The following is a 22,497-nucleotide window of genomic DNA, read 5'->3' on the forward strand; positions in this document are numbered from 1 at the left end:
TTATAAAGTATGATACAATGAAACAAAAGCAGAGGTGGATCATGACGAAAAAAAGACCGAGCATAAAAATAGATATGGATTATGTGAAAGATGTCTTATCCATGAGTGATAACGACAAAGAGGATTGGATAAAACTTGTTAGAGATTATATAGAACTCAACGATATGAAAGATGAGCTTTTAGCCGCTGCAAGCAAGAATTCAAATGATGAAACTATGGCTAAGTTAAAAGAATTATTTGATCATGATTGAAATATGTTATAATAAACATCTGTTCTTAATAGGTAAATCTCTATGACAATAGGGATTTTTTTGTTATACTCTAAGTACATAATCTCATAGTTTCAATTTATCCCTACACTTTGTGTGGGGATTTTTTATAATAATATTAAGTACCTTTCATTGAAATGCGACGCTACATTATGCGATTTATTCATCACATCAAAGGGTTACCAGACTTCACAGCACTAAAATTTACAAAGTATAATCAATACGAATCTTTAGTAAAACCCTTGCTTGCCTTTTTGAAAGACCATGGTGTAATCTTCCAATATGAAGCACAAGTTGAAAATATTGAAGTAGATTTTTCGAACAACAAAAAAGTAGCTAAGAAGATTATATTTGCAGATGGAAAAGTACAAGACTTGACGGAAGATGACCTTGTTTTTGTGACGAATGGTTCAATTACTGAAAGTTCAACACAAGGAAGTCCAACAGAAGCAGCTCCAATTACAAAAGATTTAGGTGGCTCTTGGAAACTTTGGAAAAATCTGGCTGCGCAGTCACCCGAATTTGGGAAACCAAAAGTCTTTTATGACAACTTACCTGATGAAAGTTGGTTTGTATCGGCGACCGTGACTTGGAAGAATCTCAAAATTCAACCTTATTTTGAAAAACTAACTCATCGTGAATTACGTTCAGGTAAAGTTGTGACAGGCGGAATTATCACTATTAAGGATTCAAACTGGCTGATGAGTTTCACTACCCATCGTCAACCTCATTTTAAGGAACAAAAAGATGGTGAAACTGTGACATGGGTTTATGGTCTCTTGTCTAATACACCAGGGAACTATATTAAAAAACCAATTGAGAAATGTACCGGTGAGGAAATAACACAAGAGCTCCTTTATCATTTGGGTATGCCTGAAGCAGAAATAGAGGAATTTGTTAAAGAAAATACTAATACGATTCCAGTTTATATGCCCTTTATTACCTCTTACTTTATGTTACGTGAGCCAGGGGATCGTCCTCAAGTGATTCCGGAAAATTCTGTGAATCTTGCCTTTATTGGGAATTTTGCTGAGACAGAGAGAGATACGGTCTTCACAACCGAGTATTCGGTACGTACCGCGATGGAAGCTGTTTATCAATTTCTAAATGTAGAGCGTGGTGTCCCTGAAGTTTTTGCTTCGGCTTACGACTTGCGCACACTAGCTCGCTCGGTTTATTATCTTTCAGACAAAAAGAAATTGATGGAAATGGATTTGCCTCTTTTGAAAAAAGAATCTTTGAAATTTGGTTTGAAGAAGATAAAAGGTACCTATCTTGAAGATATCCTTAAAGATGCAGGACTACTTTAAAAGAAGTAAAAGTATATTTCTGTTTCAGTTTATTTTGACTTGAGCTCCTTTTAAGGAGCAAACAGTATAATACATTTATTCCAATAAAATTTTTTCATAAAACTCCTACTCTTCCATGTCATGTGGAAGAGTTTTTTAATTGTTGTTATAACAAACTACACATAAATTGGCATTTATGACAGAGGATATGGTATAATATATTTTGAAAATTGATAATTAACATTTGGAGAATTACTCAAGAGGCTGAAGAGGTACGCTTGGAAAGTGTATAGGTGGGTAAAACCGCGCATGGGTTCGAATCCCATATTCTCCTTTATAGGTTTTATGCCTCAATTGAATAAGTATAAAGAAAAAGCTTCCTTAAGGAAGCTTTTTTTAATGATCCCTGCCAGGTTCGAACTGGCGATTCAGACTTAGGAGGTCCGGGTTATATCCAATTTAACTAAGGGATCAGAAGACTCCGATATGGAGTCAATGATTAAATCTTATTTTTTATCAGCTTCAAAGACGATTCCTGCACTTTGGCGCATCATATAACTTGTTTCGGAAACATCTTGTGCCAACTGGTGTAAGTCTTTGTAGAGTGAGCGAGCAGCAGGAGTAGAAATAGTTTCAATGATTTCAGCAAAGTGGAGAGCTTCATCAAAGAGAGAATGTTTTGGCGGTGTAACCTTGATAACTTCCTTGCTTCCATCAAAACGAATAAATTTTGCAGAGGTTATAGCATTGACACCATCTAAAATCAAAGTGCCTTGATCTGTGTAGATTTCACTTGAGAGATAGCTTGTGAGGTTTCCTGCGCATTTGATTGCAACTTTGAAATCACCATAATCCAAGCTTCCAATACCAGAAATATCCACACCACTTGACAGAAGGACAGCATCGTAGCAAGCAGACTGTGGTTTATCAAACCAATAAACAGCTGCATAGAGGAGATAAACACCTAGATCTGCCAGGAGGCCACCAGAAAATTTACTGTTGAATTTATTGGGAAGTTTTCCAGCTAATAGTGCAGGCATTTTTGAAGAGTATTTTGAATAGGTAAAATCAGCCCCAACAACTTTTTTATCTGCTAAGAATAAATTGATGGTCTCAAAGGCTTGCTCATGGATGTTTCGGGCAGCCTCGAAAAAGAGAACGTCATTTTCATCCGCTAACTTGATAATTTCAGCTAATTCTTGTGGATTTGAAAACGCTGGTTTTTCAACGATGATATTGTTACCTGCTAAAATAGCAGCCTTCGCTTGTTCAAAATGAATAGCATTTGGGCTGGCAATATAGATGATATCCAAATCATGCTTGAAAAAATCATCTAAATCATCGTAAAGTTCGATATCGTCAAAGTCTTCTGTAAAAGATACTGCACTCTCAAGATTACGTGAGTAAACAGCCTCAAGACTATATTTTTTTGGTGAGATGGGCAGCTTCGACAAAAGATCCACTAATCCACCCAGTACCGATAATTCCAAGTTTAAGCATCATACACCCCTTTTCTTATCAAAAATTTATTAAAACTATTATAGCAAATTTTTTAGCAAAACTCATTTAAAACTAATGCATGAGCTGTGAAAATAAAAGTCACTAAATTTTTTAAGTGATAAAAAAGATTGGTTTGAAATAGTTTTTAGAGCTGAAGCTGGTTCAGTTTTATGATAAAATAGGGAGAATAACATAACATCCCTAAGAAATTGAAGTTATAGTGGATACATAAAATATGGAGAAGTAATTTTGAAAAAACCATTGATTATCGGTGTAACAGGTGGCTCAGCAAGTGGGAAAACCAGCGTGTCTCAAGCAATTTTATCTATGTTTAAAGATGAAAATATTGCTATGATTGAACATGACAGTTACTATAAGGATCAATCACAATTAACATTTGAAGAACGTACAAAGACAAACTACGACCATCCATTGGCTTTTGATACAGACTACCTGATTGCCCAATTAAAAGAGTTGCAAAATGGTCGTGCTGTTGATATCCCAACCTATGATTATGCCAACCATACACGCAGTGAAAAAACTTACCGACAAGAACCTGTAGATGTCTTGATTGTAGAAGGAATCTTAGTTTTAGAAAACGAAAAACTGCGTAACTTAATGGATATTAAGGTATTCGTGGATACAGATGATGATGTACGCATTTTACGTCGTATTCGTCGTGATATTGAAGAACGTGGGCGTACTTTAGATTCTGTTATTACACAATATATGGATGCTGTAAAACCGATGTATCACCAATTTATTGAACCAACGAAACGATATGCGGATGTCATTATTCCAGAAGGCGTTTCAAATACTGTTGGGGTAGATATCTTAACTACAAAGATTGCCAGTATTTTGCATGGAGAGTAAGAAGCAATCGCAAGATTGTTTTTTTATTCGAAAAAAGAATGTACAGAAGAAACTCTTCTATCCATAATATTAAAAAAACGTTTACATAAGTGAGCATTTTTTGTGACATTGTGATATAATCATTATTGAAATTCTAAAAATAGTAAAAGGAAGTATTATGGAACTCTTTGAATCGCTCAAACAAAAAATTTCTGGCAAAGGCCTACAAATTGTCTTTCCTGAAGGAACAGATGCGCGTGTATTAGGCGCAGCTAACCGTCTGTACGCAGATAAATTGATTACCCCAGTATTTATTGGGAATATCTCTGAAGTAACAGGTACTTTAATCTCACGTGGGATTAATCCAGATGGTTTTCAAATCTACGATCCATTGAACTGTGAACGTTTTGAGAAAATGGTCGAAATTTTTGTTGAACGTCGTAAAGGTAAAGTAACAGAAGAGCAAGCGCGCGAAATCCTTAAAGATTCAAACTATTTTGGAACAATGCTTGTACATATGGGTATCGCTGATGGTATGGTTTCAGGTGCAGTTCATTCAACTGCGGACACTGTCCGTCCTGCCCTACAAATTATTAAAACTAAACCAGGTGTGAAATCCGTATCAGGTGCATTCATTATGGTTCGTGGCCGTGACGACAATGAAAAGTATATCTTTGCCGATTGTGCGATTAACATTGATCCAGATGCAAATACCTTGGCAGATATCGCCGTGGCTTCAGCGGAAACAGCAAAACTCTTTGATATTGATCCAAAAGTTGCAATGCTATCTTTCTCAACTAAAGGTTCAGGTAAATCAGATGATGTGACTAAAGTCGTTGAAGCAACAGCATTGGTCAAAGAAGAACATCCAGAGCTTGATATTGATGGAGAACTTCAATTTGATGCAGCATTCTCTCCAGCAGTTGCCCGTCAAAAATCACCAGATAGCCCAGTGGCAGGACGTTCAAATGTATTTATCTTCCCAGATATCCAATCTGGTAATATTGGATACAAAATTGCTCAACGTCTAGGAAACTTTGAAGCAATTGGTCCAATCTTGCAAGGGCTGAACGCACCAATCTCTGACCTTTCTCGTGGAAGTAACGAAGAAGATGTTTATAAACTTGCTATTATTACAGCTGCTCAAGCACTTAAATAATATAGGAGTTTAAAAAATCATGACAAAATGTTATGGTTTTTTATTATCGTTGAGTGTTTTTAATGTGTTGCGTTCATGCTACCTACAGACAGATTGGAATCATGGACGAAAACTTTAAAATTTTTTTGAGAGCTTTTCTTTCCTTTTTGAATATCTGCACTACTTTAGTGTTAATTTAAGCTTATAGTTATAAAATACAGTCATCAAACCAACGGAGAAAAGATGAAACGAGCGAAAATTTGTGCCTTGATTGGGAGTGTTTTTACAACCCTTATTGCTGTATTAATGATGTTTGCCTTTATTCGATTCATAATTAACTGGGAAGAAAAAGACCTGGAAATGACTCTGACCATTGCAGGGCATAGTGGCCTTTTTCTATTGAAACTTTTTGCTTTAGTGTTTGTCATTGTTATGTCAATCATGATTGTAAATTGGGTGTCCTTTATTCGGATGGATCGACCAACAGGTGGAATATGGCAACTTTATCAGTTAGTTATTGGAAGTTTCTATATTTTAATTTCAATGCTAAATTTATACGTGATGGTAGTGGCTCTACCATTAGGGCTCTGTTTCGTTCTAGCCTTTATATTAGCGCGTATGGATAGTGTGTAAAAGAGTTTGCCTGTGCAAGCTCTTTTCTTTGTAGTCTACACCAAAAAGGCACAAAAATTTGGTATAATAACTAAGTTAATAATAAAATTTAGGAGGAATTTTTATGTTTGAGCTTCAAAATAAGCTTAAAAATGAATTTGGTATAAAATTTGCTGATGAAGAATTGTTAAAAATAGCTTTTACTCACTCGAGCTACACGAATGAAGAACGCCTCCCAAAGGTTGCAAACAATGAACGTTTGGAGTTTTTGGGAGACGTCGCTCTGTCTTTAATCATCTCAGAATATCTTTATCGTACTTATCCAGATAAACTTGAAGGTGAATTATCGAAGATGCGTTCTAGCATTGTCCGCACAGAATCTTTGGCTAATTTTTCGCGTCAGTGTGAGTTTGGACGTTTTCTACGTTTGGGTAATGGCGAGGAAAAAACAGGTGGACGTAATCGTGATACCAACCTAGAAAATCTCTTTGAAGCTTTTCTAGGTGCTCTTTTCTTAGATGCAGGTATGGAAGAAGTTCGTCGATTTATAAATCGAGTGGTTATTCCGCATGTAAAAGCTGACGATTATTTTAAAGTCATTGATTATAAAACAAATCTGCAAGAGGTTCTGCAAGTTGATGGTGAGACGATAATCGAATATAAAATTTTGGAAGAAACAGGCCCAGCACACGCGCGTGAATTCGTCGCTGCAGTTTATAATAATGGAAAAGAGCTTGGACGTGGGCGAGGTAAATCAAAGAAAGTTGCTGAACAAAAAGCAGCGGAAAATGCAATAAAAGGTCAGATTCATGTATCTTAAAAAAATGGAAATTGTTGGCTTTAAGTCTTTTGCTGACCGCACGAAAATTGAATTTGACCAAGGCGTTACAGCTGTTGTTGGACCCAATGGTTCCGGTAAGTCAAATATAGTTGAAGCACTACGCTGGGCTTTAGGAGAGCAATCAGCTAAGTCACTTCGTGGCGGGAAAATGCCGGATGTTATTTTTTCCGGTACAGCAAAGCGTAAGGCACTAAACTATACGGAAGTTATTGTAACTTTTGATAATGCAGACCAGTATCTTACAGGTTATGAAGAAGACGTGGAAGTAACTATTACACGTCGTCTATATCGCAATGGTGATTCGGAATTTTTGATTAATGGGCGTAAGTGCCGCTTGAAAGATATTCATGAACTTTTTACAGATACAGGGTTGGGGCGTGATTCTCTTTCGATTATTTCCCAAGGACGTATCGAATCAGTCTTTAATTCGAAAGCAGAAGAACGTCGAGCAATTTTTGAAGAAGCAGCTGGTGTTTTGAAGTACAAGACACGGCGTGCTGAAACAGAGAGCAAACTACAGACCACACAAGATAATCTCGATCGTCTCGAAGATATTATCTTTGAACTTAATGGTCAATTAACACCATTGCGTGCCCAACGTGATGTTGCTTTGCGTTTTCAAGATTTAGAGGCACAACGCTCTGAGCTTGCTCTTTCTGTTTTGGTGGCTCAACTTCTTGAGGAGAAGGAAAAGTATGAACAAGCGAAAGATGACTTAAATGCAGTAGAAACTGAGCTTAGTACTTTAAAAAGTCAACAAGAAAGCTACGAAGAGAAGCTAACTAATCTTAAAAAAGCGCGTTTGAAAGTAGAACAAGAGCAAGAGAAAGTCCAACAAGACAGCTTGTCCTTAACAGAACTTAAGTCTGATTTACAACATAAAATAGAAGTTTTCGATCTGCAAAAGTCCTCTTCTCAAAAATCAGCTGCAGAACGTCAAGAGCGTATTGAAGAACTTGATGTTAAATTACAGGAAGTTTCGCAACAGAAAGAAACTTCAGAAAAGAAAAAAGCGGAACTCAAAGATAAAGAGAAGGCAGCCCAAGAACAACTTGAGCAGTTAGAAAAAGAATTGGAACGTTTTGCTGAAAGTCCAGAAACTTTAGCAGAGCGACTGCGCGAAGACTATTTGCAATTGGTGCAACAAGAGGCAGAGTTTTCTAATCAATTAACTAAAAATAAGGCTGAATATGAAAATATTTCACGTCGCCTAGTGGAATCTGATGAAAACGCAAAAGAAAACACAGAAAAGTTTCAAACGATTTCTGCTGATCTTACAAAAGCAAAAACTGCTTTAGGCGCGCTCACTCAAACTGCTCAAAAACTTGAAAAGGAACTACAAGAAAAGAGCGCGACAGAAGCAAAATATGTTGAAGCAGAGCGTCAAGGTCAAAATGTGATGTACGATCAGATGCAACAGCTTAGCAAGTACAAGGCCAATCTTGCAAGCATGGAAAATATTCGTGACAGTCACAGTAACCTGTATCAGGGTGTACGGGCTGTTATGACACAAAGTGCTGCACTTGGTGGCATTGTTGGCGTTGTTGCCGACCTTTTAACTTTTGATAAAAAATACACCACAGCTATCGATATTGCTTTAGGTGGTGGCAGTCAAAATATTGTGGTAGAAGATGAAAACTCAGCCAAAAAAGCTATCGCTTATTTAAGAGAAAAACGCTTGGGCCGTGCAACATTTCTTCCGCTCACAACAATTAAGCCGCGGGAGTTTCGAAATTACGAACGTCTTGTGACAATGGAGGGGTTCATTGATACTGCTTTAAATTTGGTTAATTTTGAACCACGATTGCAAAGAGCAATGTCAAGTTTGTTGGCAACTACCGCCATTGTTGATACAGCCGAACATGCAAGTCAAATAGCACGGGCAATGAACTATACTATTCGTATCGTCACCTTGGATGGTACGCAGATCAATCCGGGTGGTTCTTACTCTGGTGGTGCAGCAAAACGTAACAATACAACTTTTACCAGCACAGAAATTGATCATCTGACTGAAGTTATCGCTTTAGCAGAAAGTAAGTTAAAAGCAGTCGAAGACAAATTACAAAAGCAACAGCTTTCACGTCAAACTTTGAGTGGTCAACTTGAAGCTTTACGTTCCAATATTCAAGAAAAACGCCTTGCGGAACAAAGCTTACAGTTGCAGATTAAGCAATTATCAGAACAAAAAGCAAATCTGCAAGATTTGGTTGCGGATACCGAAAATACGGAAGCGCACCAAGCACTGCAAGAATTATCAAAGAATAACGAAATGCTGATACAGCAGCTGTCTAAAATTGCTGAGGACAAACAATCCTTAGATGATCAACTTGAAGAAGTTAAATCTAACAGTCAAAGTTTCAATGCTCTTAAAGAACAAAAAAATAGTGCTTATCATGAAACGAAATTACTCCTGTCCAGTCTAAAAAATGAATTACGTTTTGCTCAAACAGAGCAAGAGCGCTTAAGGCAAGAATATGAAGCTTTAGGTACTGAAAAAGCTAAGTTGCAAGCAATTGGAGAAGCTCAGACCGATGAAGCAAGTCGTAATCTTTATGCTCACCAATTGAAGGAGGCTGAGGCTAAACTTCAAGAAGCTAATGTGAAGTTAGTGAGCTTACGCTTTGAGAGGGACGATCTTCAAGCTCAAGCAGAAGAATTTGAAGAGCAAAATCGGGACCTATTGGAACAAAATCAAGTACTAAATAATCAAGAAGCGCGTTTGGAAGTAAGGATTGAACAATCAGAAAAGCTCTTGAAAAATCGTCAAACCACACTCTTTACTGAGTATGAAATGAGTTTCGATGAAGCTAAAATGAAGGCTAAAATCCTTGAAAATCTTTCTGAATCAGAGCAACAGCTCAGTCTTTTAGAACGCCAAATCCGTGCGCTCGGTCCGATTAATTTGGATGCTATCACTCAGTATGAGGAAGTATATCAACGTCACGCCTTTTTGAGTGGCCAACGTGATGACCTCTTGGAAGCTAAAAATATGCTACTCGAAACGATTCAAGAGATGAATGAAGAGGTAGAAATCCGCTTTAAGACAACATTTGAACAAATTAGAGAAAGTTTCCAGTTAACTTTTTCACAAATGTTTGCTGGAGGAGAAGCTAATCTTGAGTTAACCAGCACTAATCTATTGGAAGCTGGCGTCGAAATCAAAGTACAACCTCCAGGTAAAAAATTAGCCAGCTTGAATCTCATGTCTGGAGGAGAAAAAGCCTTAACTGCTCTGGCATTAATTTTTGCTATTTTACGAGTTAGAACGGTTCCATTTGTGGTCTTGGATGAGGTAGAAGCAGCATTAGATGAAGCGAATGTTAAACGTTTCGGAGATTACATGAATCACTTTGATAACTCCAATCAATTTATTGTTGTCACACATCGTCGTGGGACAATGGCAGCAGCAGGTACCATGTATGGTGTCACAATGGCTGATGCAGGGGTTTCTAAGGTCATTTCTGTACGATTAGAGGATGAAGTTTAAACAGGTCAGCCATATAAAGCTTAAGCTTAGCTCAAGGCTCATTTGTTAGAATTATTCCCAATGTAAAAAAAGGAATTTAATCTTGTGCAAATAAAAAATAAATTGAGGTTTACCTTGAAAAAATTACTTAATAGTTTTAATACACGACTAGGTTTAGTATGCTGGTCGACCTTCTTTATTTGGGTCAAAACCATGATTGCTTACTTTTCTGTCTTTAAGGGTTTGAACTCTTCTAATCTTGCAGATTATCTATTGGTTATTGTGAATCCCATAGGCTTTACAGCAATCTTCTTTAGCTTAATACTGTTTATTAAAAGAAAGCAGCTTTTCTATCTAGGTATGCTATTAATGAACTTGATTGGGAACTTGTTAGTCTACGGAAATATCCTTTACTATCGTGAGTTTTCAGACTTTCTTACGCTTAACACCTTAACCGGGGGAGCAGGGATGGTCGGAAAAGGTTTCGATTTAGGTTCAATCGCTATTTCTTGGGTGGACATCGTGTTCTGGATTGACATTATTGTTATTCTTGTGCTTTTTCTTACCAAGAAGATTAAAATGGATGAACGTCGTCCTACGAATATTTTTGCCTTTAAGGTTTTCAGTGCCTCTGTCATGATTTTTGGCTTAAACTTTTGGATGGCGGATCTTACTGAGCATCGTCTAGTTTCACGACAAGCACAATACGATGCCACTTATGTTGTCCGTTATTTGGGCTTAGGCCCATGGTTAGCGACCAATAGCTGGTATACTCATGTGTCCAACGAAACTCGAGCTATGGCTTCTAAAACTGACTTTACAAAAGTTCAAAAATACATTCAAGAAGATCGCTATCTTGCGCCAAATGCCAAGATGTTTGGGATTGCGAAAAACCGTAACGTTATCGTGATTCACCTTGAATCACTGCAACAAGATGTCATTAATATGAAGGTAAACGGTGAAGAAGTTACTCCCTTCTTGAATTCACTTTATAATAATAATCCTTCTGTTTATTCTTTCTCAAATTTCTTTAACCAAGTTGGGCAAGGAAAAACTTCTGATGCAGAAACCATGCTTGAAACTTCAACATTTGGTTTATCATCTGGTTCACTCTTCTCAAGCCTAGGAAGTACACAAACTTTCCAAGCTATGCCAGCCATTCTGCAACAAAAAGAAGGATATTCAAGTGCGGTTTTCCATGGGAATGTTGGCTCATTTTACAGTCGTAATAACGTTTATCGTAATATGGGTTATCAAAACTTCTTTGACCAATCTTTCTATGATCTCACGCCAACGAACTCTACTGCTTGGGGCGTTAAAGATAAATATTTCTTTAACGACTCAATTCCATATCTTGAGCAGTTACAGCAACCTTTTTATGCGAAATATTTGACGGTTACAAATCATACACCTTATACAGGTCTTGAAGATTATGAGATGAACCCAAAACTTTTAGAAGGTGGTTCAGGGAACTCAGTCGTTGACAACTATTTTGTTACCGCTAATTATCTGGATTCATCGGTTAAAGATTTCTTTGATTACTTGAAAAAATCTGGACTTTATGAAAAATCCGTTATTGTTCTTTACGGTGATCACTACGGAATTTCTGGTTCAGATACAAAATACTATGCCCCATTCATTGGTAAAAGTGCAGATAACTGGACAGAGTATGATAATACAATGATGCAACGTACACCGTTCATGATTGATATTCCTGGTCAAACATCTGGACACATCAGTGATGAATTTATCGGTGAAATCGATGTTATGCCAACCTTGGAGCACTTGCTTGGTATTTCAACAAAAGATTATATCCAGTTTGGACAAGATGTCTTTGCACCAAAACGCGAACAATTCGTTGCACTTCGAAATCGTGGTTTCGTCACACCAACAATCACCAAATCAAGTGCGACAAGTTCGGTTTACCATGACACAAAGACCGGAGAAGTTCTGAAGTTAACGGAAAGTCAACAGAAGTATGTGGATAGCATCCAAGAAAAAGTTAATAAAATGTTAGACATGTCAGATACCTTCAATACGGAAGATCTCCTTCGTTTCTACACTCCGCCTGGGTTTAAGCCGGTACAGCCGGGTAACTATAGTTACAATGTCACTTCAACAAGGAATCGTTTGAAAGAAGAACAAGATGTCTTGAAAGCTCGTTCCACATCTCTTCTTTCCGAAAACCAAGGAGTATCTACAGTTGAGCTCTTTAACGATCCGGTCTTGGCAGCGAAAAAAGCACAAGAAGAAGCTGAAGCAACAGCAAAAGCAAAAGATAAAGAAAAAGAAGATGCAAAAAAGGCACCTTCCACCAGCAAAAAAGATGAGAAAGGAAAGTAATATTTTATGAAATCAGGATATTTTCAGCCTTTAAGTAATATTTATAAAATAGCTTGGATGTGGTGGGTTATTCTCCTTTCTTTCCAACAAGTTCTTTTCTATGAAAACAATCTTCGAATGAATTGGTTTCAAATAACTATTCTGGTCTTTCTGGTTCTCGCTTTCTATTTCTTAGTGAGACAACGTCGCTTTTTTGCAGCAGAAAATGCACTGCATTTTTCTCGTGATTTTCGTTTAGGTATGCTTGAAATTGACTTCAATTATATGAGCTCAGTAAAACTTACGCCAAGAACGCTTCGTTTTATCTATATAGGAAAAGAATATCATTTTGTTGTATTGGGGAAATCCAATCAACTACTACAAAACGTTTTAAAGGAAAATAATGTTGAATACACTACATCAACACTTAAAAGATCCGCGAAAGTGTAAGATCTTTTGGTCACTTATCTTTGGCCTCATCTGGCTTGGAACAAATATCTATGTAATCATGGAAACACCTGTTTGGAATGAAAAGTACATCACAGCTTTTATCCTCGGGAATATCTGTATGTTTATCGCAGCAGCTTACATGGTTTTCGTTTATCGATCAGTTAAGAAAATCGACACACTTACAGAAAGTAAAATCCAACATTACTATAAAATGTCAATGTGGATTTTAGGGCTTGCAGTATTGCTTGTGCCTTTTTTCTTTATTATTCATGTGCCTGACACAGCACATGACTGGGATTTCTTTGTAATATTTAGAGATACCATGCAGCTTGGTGGTCGTTCATTTACACATCTTCCAATGACTGAAGATGAACTTCTCTATTTTTTACGTTATCCCAATAATCAGTTTTTCGGTATTGTCTATAACACTCTTTTTGCTCCTTTCACAACCAACTTATCGAGAATCATTGCGACAACTGTAGTAGCAGCAATTCTGACAAGTCTTTCTGTTCTAGGTGGTTCATTAATCATTAAAAAGATTTCTAATCTTAAAATGGCCTTGATTTACAATTTAGTTGCTTTTGGTTTTATACCCTTCTATCTTTATGGAGCACAGCTCTACACAGATACAGCAACCTTACCTTTTGTCATTTTTGGCTTACTCTTTATGATTTATGCACTTCAGTCAGAGAAGACCAGCAAGATGATTATCTGGTGGATAGCAGCATGCCTTGTTGTATTCTTTGGCTATAGTATTAAACCTACTGTTTTCATCCCAATGATTGCTGTCTTTTGTTTCCTTGTACTTAACCGTAAATGGAAAAAACTGCTCATTATGGTTCCTGTAGCAGCATTACTTTTTGTGGGTGTGCATCAAGGTGTTAAGGCAGTTATCGCAAATGAACCAGCTTTCTCAGAACAAGCAAATGACCGTTACAATCTGCCGATGATTCATTGGGTAACAATGTCTTTTGATCCTATCAATAAGTATGGAGGCTTCAATCCTGATGTCTTGGCCTACTCTCAATCATTTACAGATGTAGCATCAAAGAAAGAAGGGATAAAGCATCGTTTTATTGAAAATCTCAAGGAAATGGGTGTTCCAGGTGTTCTGGTTCAATTGTGGCGTAAAATCATGTATACGTGGTTTAACGGTGATTTGAGTAATTTCTTCTATACATATCGTCATTCTAATCCCTTTATATTCCGTTATTTTGACTGGACCAGCTTTGCGCCAGAAGAAGGGAATATTACGGGCTGGTTGTTGATTAAAGCAGCACAAACACTCTATTGGTTAGCCATCGTCCCATTGATGTGGTATGAAATCTTCCTAGGTATTTTCAAGAAGCATAAAACAGAATGGTTCATTGTTGGACTTTCAATGGCAGGTTTGACAGGCTTCTTACTACTTTGGGAAGCTAATTCACGTTACCTTTATAACTTTGCACCAATAATGCTTATTCTAGCAACCATGGGCTTGGTAGACTTTATTCAACGCAGTAGGAGGAAAAATGGAATTTCTGAATAAAAGCATGTATCGTATTCTGCTTTGGCTCTTTATTGCAGCCCTAGCTATTATGGCTGTGCAACCTTTTACGGATGCTGGTTTTGTCGAACCTATTTCGGTTGTGTTGTGTGCTGGTTTGCTCTTTTTCCTCCTCCGTTTTGCCTATCGAAAATTTCATAATATGAATAAAAAAGGCTTGAAAATATTTATTTTCGCCTTTTTTGCAGTTTTTCTTCTCTTACAGATTTTATCTGTGACTCAAATTCATACGATGGTTTTCGGAGACCCTTGGCATATTCAAGCACAGGCCACACGAATTATGCAAGGAGATATGGTTTGGGATGTTTGGATTAGGCAATATCCTAACCTCGTGCCTCTGGTAGCTTTGAATGTTGGATTTATGAAGCTTGCAGAAGTACTCCATATCTCTTACTACTTCGTCTTTTATGCTTTTAATATCCTTATCAATACAAGTATTTGGGTATTGCTGGTTCGCTTCCTATGGAAAAAAAGACCAGAGTTAGCAACCTTTGTGGCCCTTCTGATGCTTATGCTTCCAATGAATTATGACTTCTTATTGAGAGTAGGATATTCAGATGGATTTGCGATTTTAGTTTTATTGGTTGTTGCACTGCGTTTTGATAAGGCTCAACGTACAAGTTCATTCGGTATTTGGCAATTTGTCAGTACGGCAATCTTATTTACTCTTGGTTTCCTTGCGCGCCCCAATGTGATTATTATTCTGATTGCTTTAGCAATTTTAGGCTTAGTGGCCTTTAGTCAACGAAAAAAATATAAAAAATTATGGCTTTCAATAGTTAAGCTCATTTTAGCTTCTTTTGTTGGTATTGTTTTGGCCATGGGAGTAACTCGTGGTTTAGCAAGTGCTATGCAATATGACTTAAAAGGACCAGATGTTTTTCCAACAGTAAACTGGATTTATGAGGGCCTAAATACAGAATCAATGGGCGAATGGACACCTGTTGATCGTGACTATACACTAAACCACTTTGGTTTTGAAACGGCCAAAGAAGCTAATATTGCTGGAATCAAAGAGCGTTTAGTACATTTAGGAAAAAATCCATGGATGATTCCAATACTCTTATTGGCGAAGTTTGGTCAACTTTGGTCTTGTGGGACTTTTGCAACGGCTACGGATTATCAGCTTTTTTCTGGGTATTACAATTGGACGAAAGCTCCAGGTTGGGTCATTGATAATATTGGTGCTATTAATATCTTTATCTCAACTTATGCTAAAGCGCTGATGACCGTATTTCTCTTTGCCATTGTTTACCGCCTTTGGAAGACAAAAAAAGAGGAGATATCAGTTTTTTCTCTAGCAATTTTAACAACGATGGGAATTACACTCTTTCATACTTTACTTTGGGAAGTTAAACCTCGTTACCAATTCATGACCTTTGCTTTAATCATTCTTGCGGCTGCACTTAGCTTTGATAAAATTTTTTCGGAAAAAACTGTCTTTAGACCTGAAAAAGGGCGAAGCAAGCTCTTGAAGATAGCTTATCCAATTATGGCTTTGTTGTCTTTAGGGCTGATGCTAACATTGATGCAAAAACAACCAAAACAAGCAATTGTCGTGAATGCGCAGCAACATTCGGTCAATCACTTTGGTTATAGCAAAGGCAGTATCGACTTAGGGGCAGGGAAAAGTATTTCTCAAGCATTTGATTTAACTACATCAGCCAATCGTATTGATTTCAACTCTTACGCGAATATGGAAATGAAATTGATTCTTGAGAAAAAAGAAGCTGAGCAATGGAAAGAAGTTGGTGAAACCCCAATTCTGGCAGAAGATGCGATGACTGTTTTGAAGACGGAAATGCCAGTTGGTCATTATCGTCTGCGAGTAGAAAACATTCAAAAAGTTCCTGTTACGTTGGCCTTAATGACCAGTACAGAAAATCTAGACTATCCGCATCTGATTGAGCTGCCCAACAGCAAGTACGCTTCTTTTGGTTTCTCTATTTCACAAAATGAGCCAAAAACAAAATTCTCCTTAGGACTGATTCTCACCTTTGCGGTTATTTATATCTTAGGATATTTTGTAATTTTGACTGTGGTAAAAAATAATGATTAAATTCTTTCTGAAAAAAATTATTCTGCCCTGCTTGGTTGCAGTGGCAGCTTTTGTTATCGTCGATCATAATGCACGATTTTATCATGAACCTTTGGGGATTATTGAAGACGTAAAAACCGTGGAAAAGACAGCTTTAAGTGATAACTTCAATAATAAAGATACAGAAGTGCAGCAAAATCTTAAAGTTAGGCTGCTCAATACTAGGCAAAAAAATCAGGTTTTAAATCTAAAAAATATCTCTAATCAGTCCCAACTTACTGGACAGCTTTATCGTAAAAATCAAAAGATTTTATTGCGTGAAAGTGCGGGAACGATGCAGATCGTTGGCCAGAAACGAGATGCATTGATTGTGAGTTTAGCTGTTCTTTTTATCGGACTAACCTTAAGCTTTATTCGATGGCGTGCAACACTCTTCCTTACATTGTCCTTGCTACTTAACCTTTTATACTTTGTTTTAGCACTCGCTTTTGATATTCAGTTTACTTCTGTAAATGCGCTTATCACTTTTTCTTGCTTAGCATTGGTCTTTGCGATCAGCTCACTAGGTTTTGTTTTAGGATTTACACGGCAAATGTTATTTACGCTATTTACCACAGTTCTCACTAGCCTTTTGACATTTCTGCTGACCTTTTCTGTTTTAAAACTTACAGGTAATTCAGGTATTCATTTTGAAATGATGAATTATGTGACTCAAAACCCGATTTTATTCTTTTTCGTAGGTGCAATCATCAGTGTCTTAGGTGCAATTATGGATGGTACTGGAGATATCGTTGCCGGTTTATTTGGACTTTATCGTCAAAATCAGCTTAATGAAATAAACATGTCTCAAAAAGACTATATTAAGTCCGGCATGGAAATTGGAAAAGAGATTATTGGGACTTTAACAAATGTGCTCTTTATGATTTTCATGGCAGAAACGATTCCCATGACTTTGCTCTTGCTAAGAAATGGGAACACATGGAATTATATTGCAGGAACTGCCCTTAATCTTGGACTTTTACAAACCATTATCTCTGCGATCGGTATCGTACTTGCAGTTCCGATTACGGCTGTTGTGACAAGTTTTGGACTAAGAAAGGAAGTAAGAAATGAATAGTCTAATTATTCTCTTTATTATTTTGACTGGCTTACTGATTTTAGTTTCGGGAGTTGAAGGTATAAGAAATCTCGTCGGACTAGGGCTTAATTTCATTTTGATTTTTGCAATGATAACCTTGCTTTCTTGGGGAATGAACACATTTGTTCTCTTAAGTGTTGTTTCAGTACTCATTTTGGCAATCGCCATATATATGTCTTCTGATGATAATATGGTAACAAACATTTCTTTTAAAACAAGTCTCATTGTTGTATTTTCTCTTCTCATTTTGGCTGTGCTTGTACAGTATGTCGGTAACCTACAAGGTTTTGCAATCGAAGATACAGAGGAGTTAGAAGAATTATCCCTTGCAATAGGGTTAAATTTTTCTAACGTTGCAATTGTGGTCATGGTTATTTCAATGTTGGGTGCAGTTGCAGAAGCAGCTATGGCTTTGGTTGCTAGTTTATCTGAAGTTGTAGAACAAGATGAGCAGATGACATTGCTGCAGTTTAAGGAACAACGCTTTATAATTTCACAGCAAATTCTAGGAACTGCTGTAAATACACTCTTTTTTGGTTTGTTAGGATCATCTCTAAGCCTTATTCTTTGGTTTGTTCGGCTACATTATAGCTTTGCTGAGATAATAAACTCTAAATTACTTATGGCAGATATGGCATCAATGCTTTTAGGAATGCTTGGAATTCTCTTTGCTATTTGGCTATCGGGATATTTTGTTGAAAAAGAATTTGAAAAATTGGAAAGCGAAGTAAAACGATAACTTTTAAGTTATTGTTTTCTTTTTGGAAGTGAATCCCGAATTAATCTTTTTGTAATTTAAAAGAAAATAAAGAAATGGTATTGCAAACTATTAAACTTTTTGATATATTATACATATGAATAAAAATATACTAGATGGGATTGCGGATCGTTTACACATTAAAGGTCTGAATCCGTTACTTTCACTAATGGTTTGGGAGTTGCTTTTATTATTTGTCTTGCTTCTTGTCGTTCTACTTGTCATCTCAATGAATTAAAAACAATGGATCAAGCAATTGTTTGCTTTTTAATATACTTTTTTGAGTAAACAGGTCTCACAACTGACCAAGGGACTGAAACTATTATTTTTATTTTAATCACGACAGTATAAAACCATATTCATAAGTGAATATGGTTTATTTTTTATATTACTTTTCTAATGCGGCAATCTTTGCCTCAAGAGCTTTGATTTCCATTTCTAATGCCTCTTTTTGCTTGGGATCTGTGGCAGATTGGAGCTCTTTCTTCATTTCTTCTAAGGATTGTTTGTGATATGTGACGAGCTCTTTTTTCTTATCTGTTATTTTTTCTAAAAGCTTGTTTTTATCTTCTTCATTAAGTGGGGTGTAAGCTGGAAGTTTTTCATTTTGGAAATAATCAGCTAATAAACTCATTGGTGTAGTGTTTTTATCTTTCATGAGTTTCATTTTCCATGATGAATCATAATTATCCAATAATAAACCTGCGAAAGCACCAATATCATATGATTCTTCTACATTTCCAGTAGAATTACCGTATCCTTTAGTTTGCTTCCCTAAGGTTTGGATGGCATGAGTGATATCCTTATCGGTGCTAAGTTGATCTGGGAAGTAGGCATATAAAGCCGTCATAATTTCCATATATTGTGCAGAACCTTCAGTACGATCCCAATAGTGTGCATTATCAAAGTCAGTTTTATGCTTTGTTTTATATTCATTATATGTTGCGATGGCTTGCAAAACTAAGGTCTTATCCTTTGGATGAGTAACAGCCTTCATCAACTTTTGAATTAATTGGTAACGTATAATACGTGCTTCGGTTTGTCCTAGATGTTGGTCTTTTTCTGAACCTATCTTAGCAATCTCCGTTTCTGATAGTTTATTCCATTTTGTTTGTTCAAATATATGGAAATTCTCATGTAAAACAAAGACCAAAGCATCGTATGATCCTAAGTGTGGATAGCGATTCCACATCTCTTTATTTTTGAGTGCAGCGCTATCTAGTGAAAAATACATTCCACCACCTTCAAGAGTTTTTCCCTCAAGGCTATATTGAGCATCTACACCAAACTTATCAAACTGCTTGCCATAATACCCCCAAGTCCCCGGTGCTTCAGAGCGTTCAACATTCAGCTCCTTAGCTTCTTTTTCGGAAAAATCACTGATTTGTCCATCTGGATTTATTTTCCACATTTTTTTACTTTCTGTATCTTCTAAAACTACAGGGATGCCCGTCACGGCATTTTTGGGCCAAATTTTTTCAGCGACTTGATTATATTTTTTTAATTGCTGAGCAAACAACGGTAAAAAATCTTTCACTGTTTCAGGTTGGTTTTTACTGGAGATAAAATTAAAGGAGGAAGCGTTTTCTTTAGATTGATTTATTTTTCTTTTGAAGTATCTGTCGTCTTGCTATCCCCACTTGCACAGCCCACGAGAACTGTACCCATTGTGAGGGATAAAATGGAAATAAGAACAAAGAGTTTTTTTGTCATAGTTGTTTCCTTTACTAAAACTGAGGTGGCTTTTGCCACAGTCTAATTACTTGGTCACTCTCTTTAGAGAGTGCTTAATGGAAAATGGTTTAATGTTACTGTTTTTCTAGAGTTTTATGACTTTTCCTCCTCTCTTCTGAAGTACCTAGAGAGCTAAAATCTCAAGGAAAAGACTTCAAAAATTTTCCTGTTAAAGTTCATAAAACCTTCCTTATTTCTTATACGTAAAAAAAATATGTCTTTCACTCTTTTAATTTCTGGTCTAAAAGATGCATCTTAGGGAGTAATTATCGTAGGGCAGAGTATGTTATAATATAAACATGACAAATGATGTAAAATTGATCGCTTTAGATCTTGATGGAACACTGCTGAACAGTGCAAAGGAGATTTCTGCTCCAAATATTGAAGCAATCCAAAAAGCACGTCAGAAAGGTGTAGAAGTAGTTTTAACAACTGGCCGCCCTCTTGCAGCAATTCAACCTTTTTTGAAAACATTGAAGATGCTAGATTTCAATGACTTTAGCATTACCTTTAATGGTGGCTTAGTGCAACGCAATACAGGGGAAATTCTTTCAAAGAAAGTATTGACTTATGATGATGTTCGCCTCATCAAGCAGGAAACTCAAGCTTTAGAAATTCCATGTGATGTTTTAAGTGATGACATTGTCTATGTCACGGAGAGTGCACGACAATCTCAATATGGCTTCATCAACAGCCTTTTGGAATTTCACCCCGTAAAATTTGAAGAGCTTGCTCCTGATGCAATTTATAATAAGATTGTTTCTTGTACAGATGCGGCTTTTCTGGATGCACAGATTCCTAAATTTCCCAAAACATTATTTGACCAGTTTGAAATTTTTAAAACACGTGATATTTTGTTAGAATTCATGCCTAAAGGAATAAACAAGGCCTTTGGTTTATCAAAACTGATTGAACAATTGGATATCACACCTGAAAATGTTATGGCGATGGGTGATGAAGAAAATGATTTAAGCATGATTTCATGGGCTGGTTATGGTGTTGCAATGGGAAATGCTGTACCGACTGTGAAGAAGGAAGCCAATATTATTTCAAACTTTACGAATGACCAACATGCAGTTGCAGAAGTCATTCAAGAATATGTTTTGTAGGAGGAAATATGGGATTATTTGATCGTTTATTTGGTAAGAAAAAGGAAATCGAAGATGTTCCTGAAGAAGTTGTTGAAGTAAAAGAACAGCCAGAGGTTGAAGCAGGGGAAGTCGTAGATGAAGAAGTAGAAACTGAAGAACTCGTTCAGAGTGAGCCAGATGAAGAAGTTTTAACAGAAACGATGCCTGAAGTTGTAGCTGAATTTGCAGATGAACCTTCAGCTGCAGAAGCCGAAGAAAAAGAAGAATTCCAAGAAGAATCTGATATTCTAGAAGATGAAATTGAAGAGCTTGAAGCAGCTGAAGTCGAAGCAATTGCCTCAAAGGAAGAAGTCTTAGAAGAGAATGAAGTTTCAGTAGATTCACCAGCTCAAGAGGAAGAAACTACCAATATTGAAGAAAAATACGACAAGTCTTTAGAAAAAACACGTAAGACTTTTGGTCAACGTTTCAATGCCTTTTTAGCTAATTTCCGTTCTGTGGACGAAGAATTCTTTGAAGAGCTTGAAGAAACACTTATTATGTCAGACGTTGGTGTTGACTTAGCTTTAGAAGTTACAGAAGAGTTGCGGAACGAAGCCAAATTGGCAAATGCAAAATCACAAGAAGCATTACGGCAATTAATTGTTGAAAAAATTGTAGATAAATTTGATGATGAAAAAGTACCGTCTGAGTTAAATATCCAAGATGAACTCACTGTTTTCCTTTTTGTTGGTGTAAATGGTGTAGGTAAGACAACAACAATTGGTAAACTTGCTCATCGTTATAAAAATGAAGGTAAAAAAGTCCTTCTTGCAGCTGCTGATACTTTCCGTGCTGGTGCGATTGATCAACTTGTGGAGTGGGGCAAACGCTCAGAGGTTCCTGTTGTCACGAAACCAGCAGGTTCAGATCCAGCCAGTGTAGTATTTGATGCTGTCGTAAAAGCAAAAGAAGAAAACTATGATATTCTTTTGATTGATACAGCTGGTCGTCTTCAAAACAAAGATAACTTGATGAAAGAACTGGAAAAAATAGGAAAAATTATCAAGCGTGAGTTGCCTGCTGCACCACATGAAGTGATTCTTGCTTTGGATGCAACAACAGGTCAAAATGCTATTCAACAAGCTAAAGAATTTAGCGCAGTAACACCGATTACGGGGATTGCTTTGACCAAGTTAGATGGTTCTGCAAAAGGGGGAATTGTTTTATCTATAGTCCAGAGCTTGAAAATTCCGGTAAAACTTGTCGGACTGGGCGAAGGGATTAATGATCTTACAGACTTTGATGAAGAATTCTTTGTACGTGGTTTATTTAAGGAGCTCATCTAGTAAAAAATGTCTATCTGTAAAAGATAGGCATTTTTTCAATTTTAGGATGAAAATGGTAAAGCCTCGCTTTAGGATAGTTTATCGGGACTTGAAAAAAAACACAATTCACGATAAAATGGAAAGGTC

Annotated in this window: 16 protein-coding genes, 2 tRNA genes and 2 pseudogenes; 17 read left to right on the forward strand and 3 right to left on the reverse strand. The window is 36.8% G+C overall.

Going from position 1 to position 22,497, the window contains the following annotated elements; translation table 11 throughout:
• The 3 genes and pseudogenes from LACDD01_RS00925 to LACDD01_RS00935 form a co-directional block, all read left to right on the forward strand.
• Positions 1–251: hypothetical protein (locus LACDD01_RS00925; RefSeq protein ID WP_231863331.1), on the forward strand; the 251-nt coding region annotated here is incomplete at its 5' end.
• A gap of 149 nt (positions 252–400) precedes the next feature.
• Positions 401–1,579, forward strand: a pseudogene (locus LACDD01_RS00930) (oleate hydratase); the annotation flags it as partial.
• Positions 1,580–1,804: 225 nt separating this feature from the next.
• A tRNA-Ser gene (locus tag LACDD01_RS00935) sits at positions 1,805–1,892 on the forward strand.
• 66 nt (positions 1,893–1,958) lie between these two features.
• Here the strand turns inward: LACDD01_RS00935 and LACDD01_RS00940 are convergent.
• A tRNA-Arg gene (locus LACDD01_RS00940) sits at positions 1,959–2,031 on the reverse strand.
• A gap of 33 nt (positions 2,032–2,064) precedes the next feature.
• Positions 2,065–3,058: pseudogene (locus LACDD01_RS00945) on the reverse strand (Gfo/Idh/MocA family protein).
• A gap of 249 nt (positions 3,059–3,307) precedes the next feature.
• Between LACDD01_RS00945 and udk the strand changes: the two are divergent.
• The 12 genes from udk (at position 3,308) to LACDD01_RS11955 (ending at position 18,456) form a co-directional block, all read left to right on the forward strand.
• Positions 3,308–3,931, forward strand: a complete 624-nt coding sequence (udk, locus tag LACDD01_RS00950; protein WP_003135541.1) for a uridine kinase — start codon at positions 3,308–3,310, stop codon at positions 3,929–3,931.
• 157 nt (positions 3,932–4,088) lie between these two features.
• Positions 4,089–5,069: a phosphate acetyltransferase gene (pta, locus tag LACDD01_RS00955; RefSeq protein ID WP_004256194.1), complete on the forward strand. Its 981-nt coding sequence runs from the start codon at positions 4,089–4,091 to the stop codon at positions 5,067–5,069.
• Positions 5,070–5,291: 222 nt separating this feature from the next.
• On the forward strand, positions 5,292–5,681 hold the full coding sequence (locus LACDD01_RS00960) for a hypothetical protein (protein WP_004256197.1): 390 nt from the start codon (positions 5,292–5,294) through the stop codon (positions 5,679–5,681).
• A 103-nt stretch (positions 5,682–5,784) separates the two neighbouring features.
• Positions 5,785–6,480: a ribonuclease III gene (gene rnc / locus LACDD01_RS00965; protein WP_004256199.1), complete on the forward strand. Its 696-nt coding sequence runs from the start codon at positions 5,785–5,787 to the stop codon at positions 6,478–6,480.
• Positions 6,470–9,988 carry a chromosome segregation protein SMC gene (smc, locus tag LACDD01_RS00970; RefSeq protein WP_061412772.1) on the forward strand — a complete coding sequence of 1,173 codons (3,519 nt, stop codon included), beginning with the start codon at positions 6,470–6,472 and terminating at the stop codon, positions 9,986–9,988. The genes rnc and smc overlap by 11 nt, the downstream gene beginning before the upstream one ends.
• An 84-nt stretch (positions 9,989–10,072) precedes the next feature.
• Positions 10,073–12,310 (forward strand): LTA synthase family protein, encoded by a 2,238-nt coding sequence (locus LACDD01_RS00975; RefSeq protein WP_061412775.1) that lies wholly within the window; start codon positions 10,073–10,075, stop codon positions 12,308–12,310.
• A gap of 6 nt (positions 12,311–12,316) precedes the next feature.
• On the forward strand, positions 12,317–12,739 hold the full coding sequence (locus LACDD01_RS00980; protein WP_004256207.1) for an EbsA family protein: 423 nt from the start codon (positions 12,317–12,319) through the stop codon (positions 12,737–12,739).
• Positions 12,693–14,267, forward strand: a complete 1,575-nt coding sequence (locus LACDD01_RS00985) for an ArnT family glycosyltransferase (protein WP_019293682.1) — start codon at positions 12,693–12,695, stop codon at positions 14,265–14,267. Before LACDD01_RS00980 ends, LACDD01_RS00985 begins: the two co-directional genes overlap by 47 nt.
• Entirely contained in the window at positions 14,251–16,344 is a 2,094-nt protein-coding gene (locus LACDD01_RS00990) for a hypothetical protein (RefSeq protein WP_061412778.1), read from the forward strand. The genes LACDD01_RS00985 and LACDD01_RS00990 overlap by 17 nt, the downstream gene beginning before the upstream one ends.
• On the forward strand, positions 16,337–17,440 hold the full coding sequence (locus LACDD01_RS00995) for a YibE/F family protein (protein ID WP_061412781.1): 1,104 nt from the start codon (positions 16,337–16,339) through the stop codon (positions 17,438–17,440). The genes LACDD01_RS00990 and LACDD01_RS00995 overlap by 8 nt, the downstream gene beginning before the upstream one ends.
• Positions 17,433–18,200, forward strand: coding sequence for a YibE/F family protein (locus LACDD01_RS01000; protein ID WP_061412784.1), 768 nt, complete (start codon positions 17,433–17,435; stop codon positions 18,198–18,200). The genes LACDD01_RS00995 and LACDD01_RS01000 overlap by 8 nt, the downstream gene beginning before the upstream one ends.
• Before the next feature lie 115 nt (positions 18,201–18,315).
• Positions 18,316–18,456, forward strand: a complete 141-nt coding sequence (locus tag LACDD01_RS11955) for a hypothetical protein (protein ID WP_197458018.1) — start codon at positions 18,316–18,318, stop codon at positions 18,454–18,456.
• A 150-nt stretch (positions 18,457–18,606) separates the two neighbouring features.
• On the opposite strand, the gene LACDD01_RS01005 is transcribed toward LACDD01_RS11955, so the two are convergent.
• Positions 18,607–19,755 (reverse strand): hypothetical protein, encoded by a 1,149-nt coding sequence (locus tag LACDD01_RS01005; RefSeq protein ID WP_231863332.1) that lies wholly within the window; start codon positions 19,753–19,755, stop codon positions 18,607–18,609.
• Between the two features lie 496 nt (positions 19,756–20,251).
• Here LACDD01_RS01005 and LACDD01_RS01010 point away from each other — a divergent pair, with 496 nt between their 5' ends.
• Both LACDD01_RS01010 and ftsY read left to right on the forward strand, forming a co-directional pair.
• Entirely contained in the window at positions 20,252–21,061 is an 810-nt protein-coding gene (locus LACDD01_RS01010) for a Cof-type HAD-IIB family hydrolase (RefSeq protein WP_046400966.1), read from the forward strand.
• Between the two features lie 8 nt (positions 21,062–21,069).
• Positions 21,070–22,371 carry a signal recognition particle-docking protein FtsY gene (ftsY, locus tag LACDD01_RS01015; protein ID WP_061412787.1) on the forward strand — a complete coding sequence of 434 codons (1,302 nt, stop codon included), beginning with the start codon at positions 21,070–21,072 and terminating at the stop codon, positions 22,369–22,371.
• Positions 22,372–22,497 lie beyond the last annotated feature (126 nt).

It is taken from the genome of Lactococcus sp. DD01 (assembly GCF_001578715.1).
GTDB classification, from domain to species: domain Bacteria; phylum Bacillota; class Bacilli; order Lactobacillales; family Streptococcaceae; genus Lactococcus; species Lactococcus petauri.

Excerpts from the sequence above, each read along its gene's own strand:
- LACDD01_RS11955 (WP_197458018.1), top strand. The coding sequence starts at position 18,316 with ATGAATAAAAATATACTAGATGGGATTGCGGATCGTTTACACATTAAA.
- LACDD01_RS01010 (WP_046400966.1), top strand. The coding sequence starts at position 20,252 with ATGACAAATGATGTAAAATTGATCGCTTTAGATCTTGATGGAACACTG.
- smc (WP_061412772.1), top strand. The coding sequence starts at position 6,470 with ATGTATCTTAAAAAAATGGAAATTGTTGGCTTTAAGTCTTTTGCTGAC.
- LACDD01_RS00985 (WP_019293682.1), top strand. The coding sequence starts at position 12,693 with ATGTTGAATACACTACATCAACACTTAAAAGATCCGCGAAAGTGTAAG.
- LACDD01_RS00995 (WP_061412781.1), top strand. The coding sequence starts at position 16,337 with ATGATTAAATTCTTTCTGAAAAAAATTATTCTGCCCTGCTTGGTTGCA.
- pta (WP_004256194.1), top strand. The coding sequence starts at position 4,089 with ATGGAACTCTTTGAATCGCTCAAACAAAAAATTTCTGGCAAAGGCCTA.
- LACDD01_RS00980 (WP_004256207.1), top strand. The coding sequence starts at position 12,317 with ATGAAATCAGGATATTTTCAGCCTTTAAGTAATATTTATAAAATAGCT.
- ftsY (WP_061412787.1), top strand. The coding sequence starts at position 21,070 with ATGGGATTATTTGATCGTTTATTTGGTAAGAAAAAGGAAATCGAAGAT.
- rnc (WP_004256199.1), top strand. The coding sequence starts at position 5,785 with ATGTTTGAGCTTCAAAATAAGCTTAAAAATGAATTTGGTATAAAATTT.
- LACDD01_RS00990 (WP_061412778.1), top strand. The coding sequence starts at position 14,251 with ATGGAATTTCTGAATAAAAGCATGTATCGTATTCTGCTTTGGCTCTTT.
- LACDD01_RS00960 (WP_004256197.1), top strand. The coding sequence starts at position 5,292 with ATGAAACGAGCGAAAATTTGTGCCTTGATTGGGAGTGTTTTTACAACC.
- LACDD01_RS01000 (WP_061412784.1), top strand. The coding sequence starts at position 17,433 with ATGAATAGTCTAATTATTCTCTTTATTATTTTGACTGGCTTACTGATT.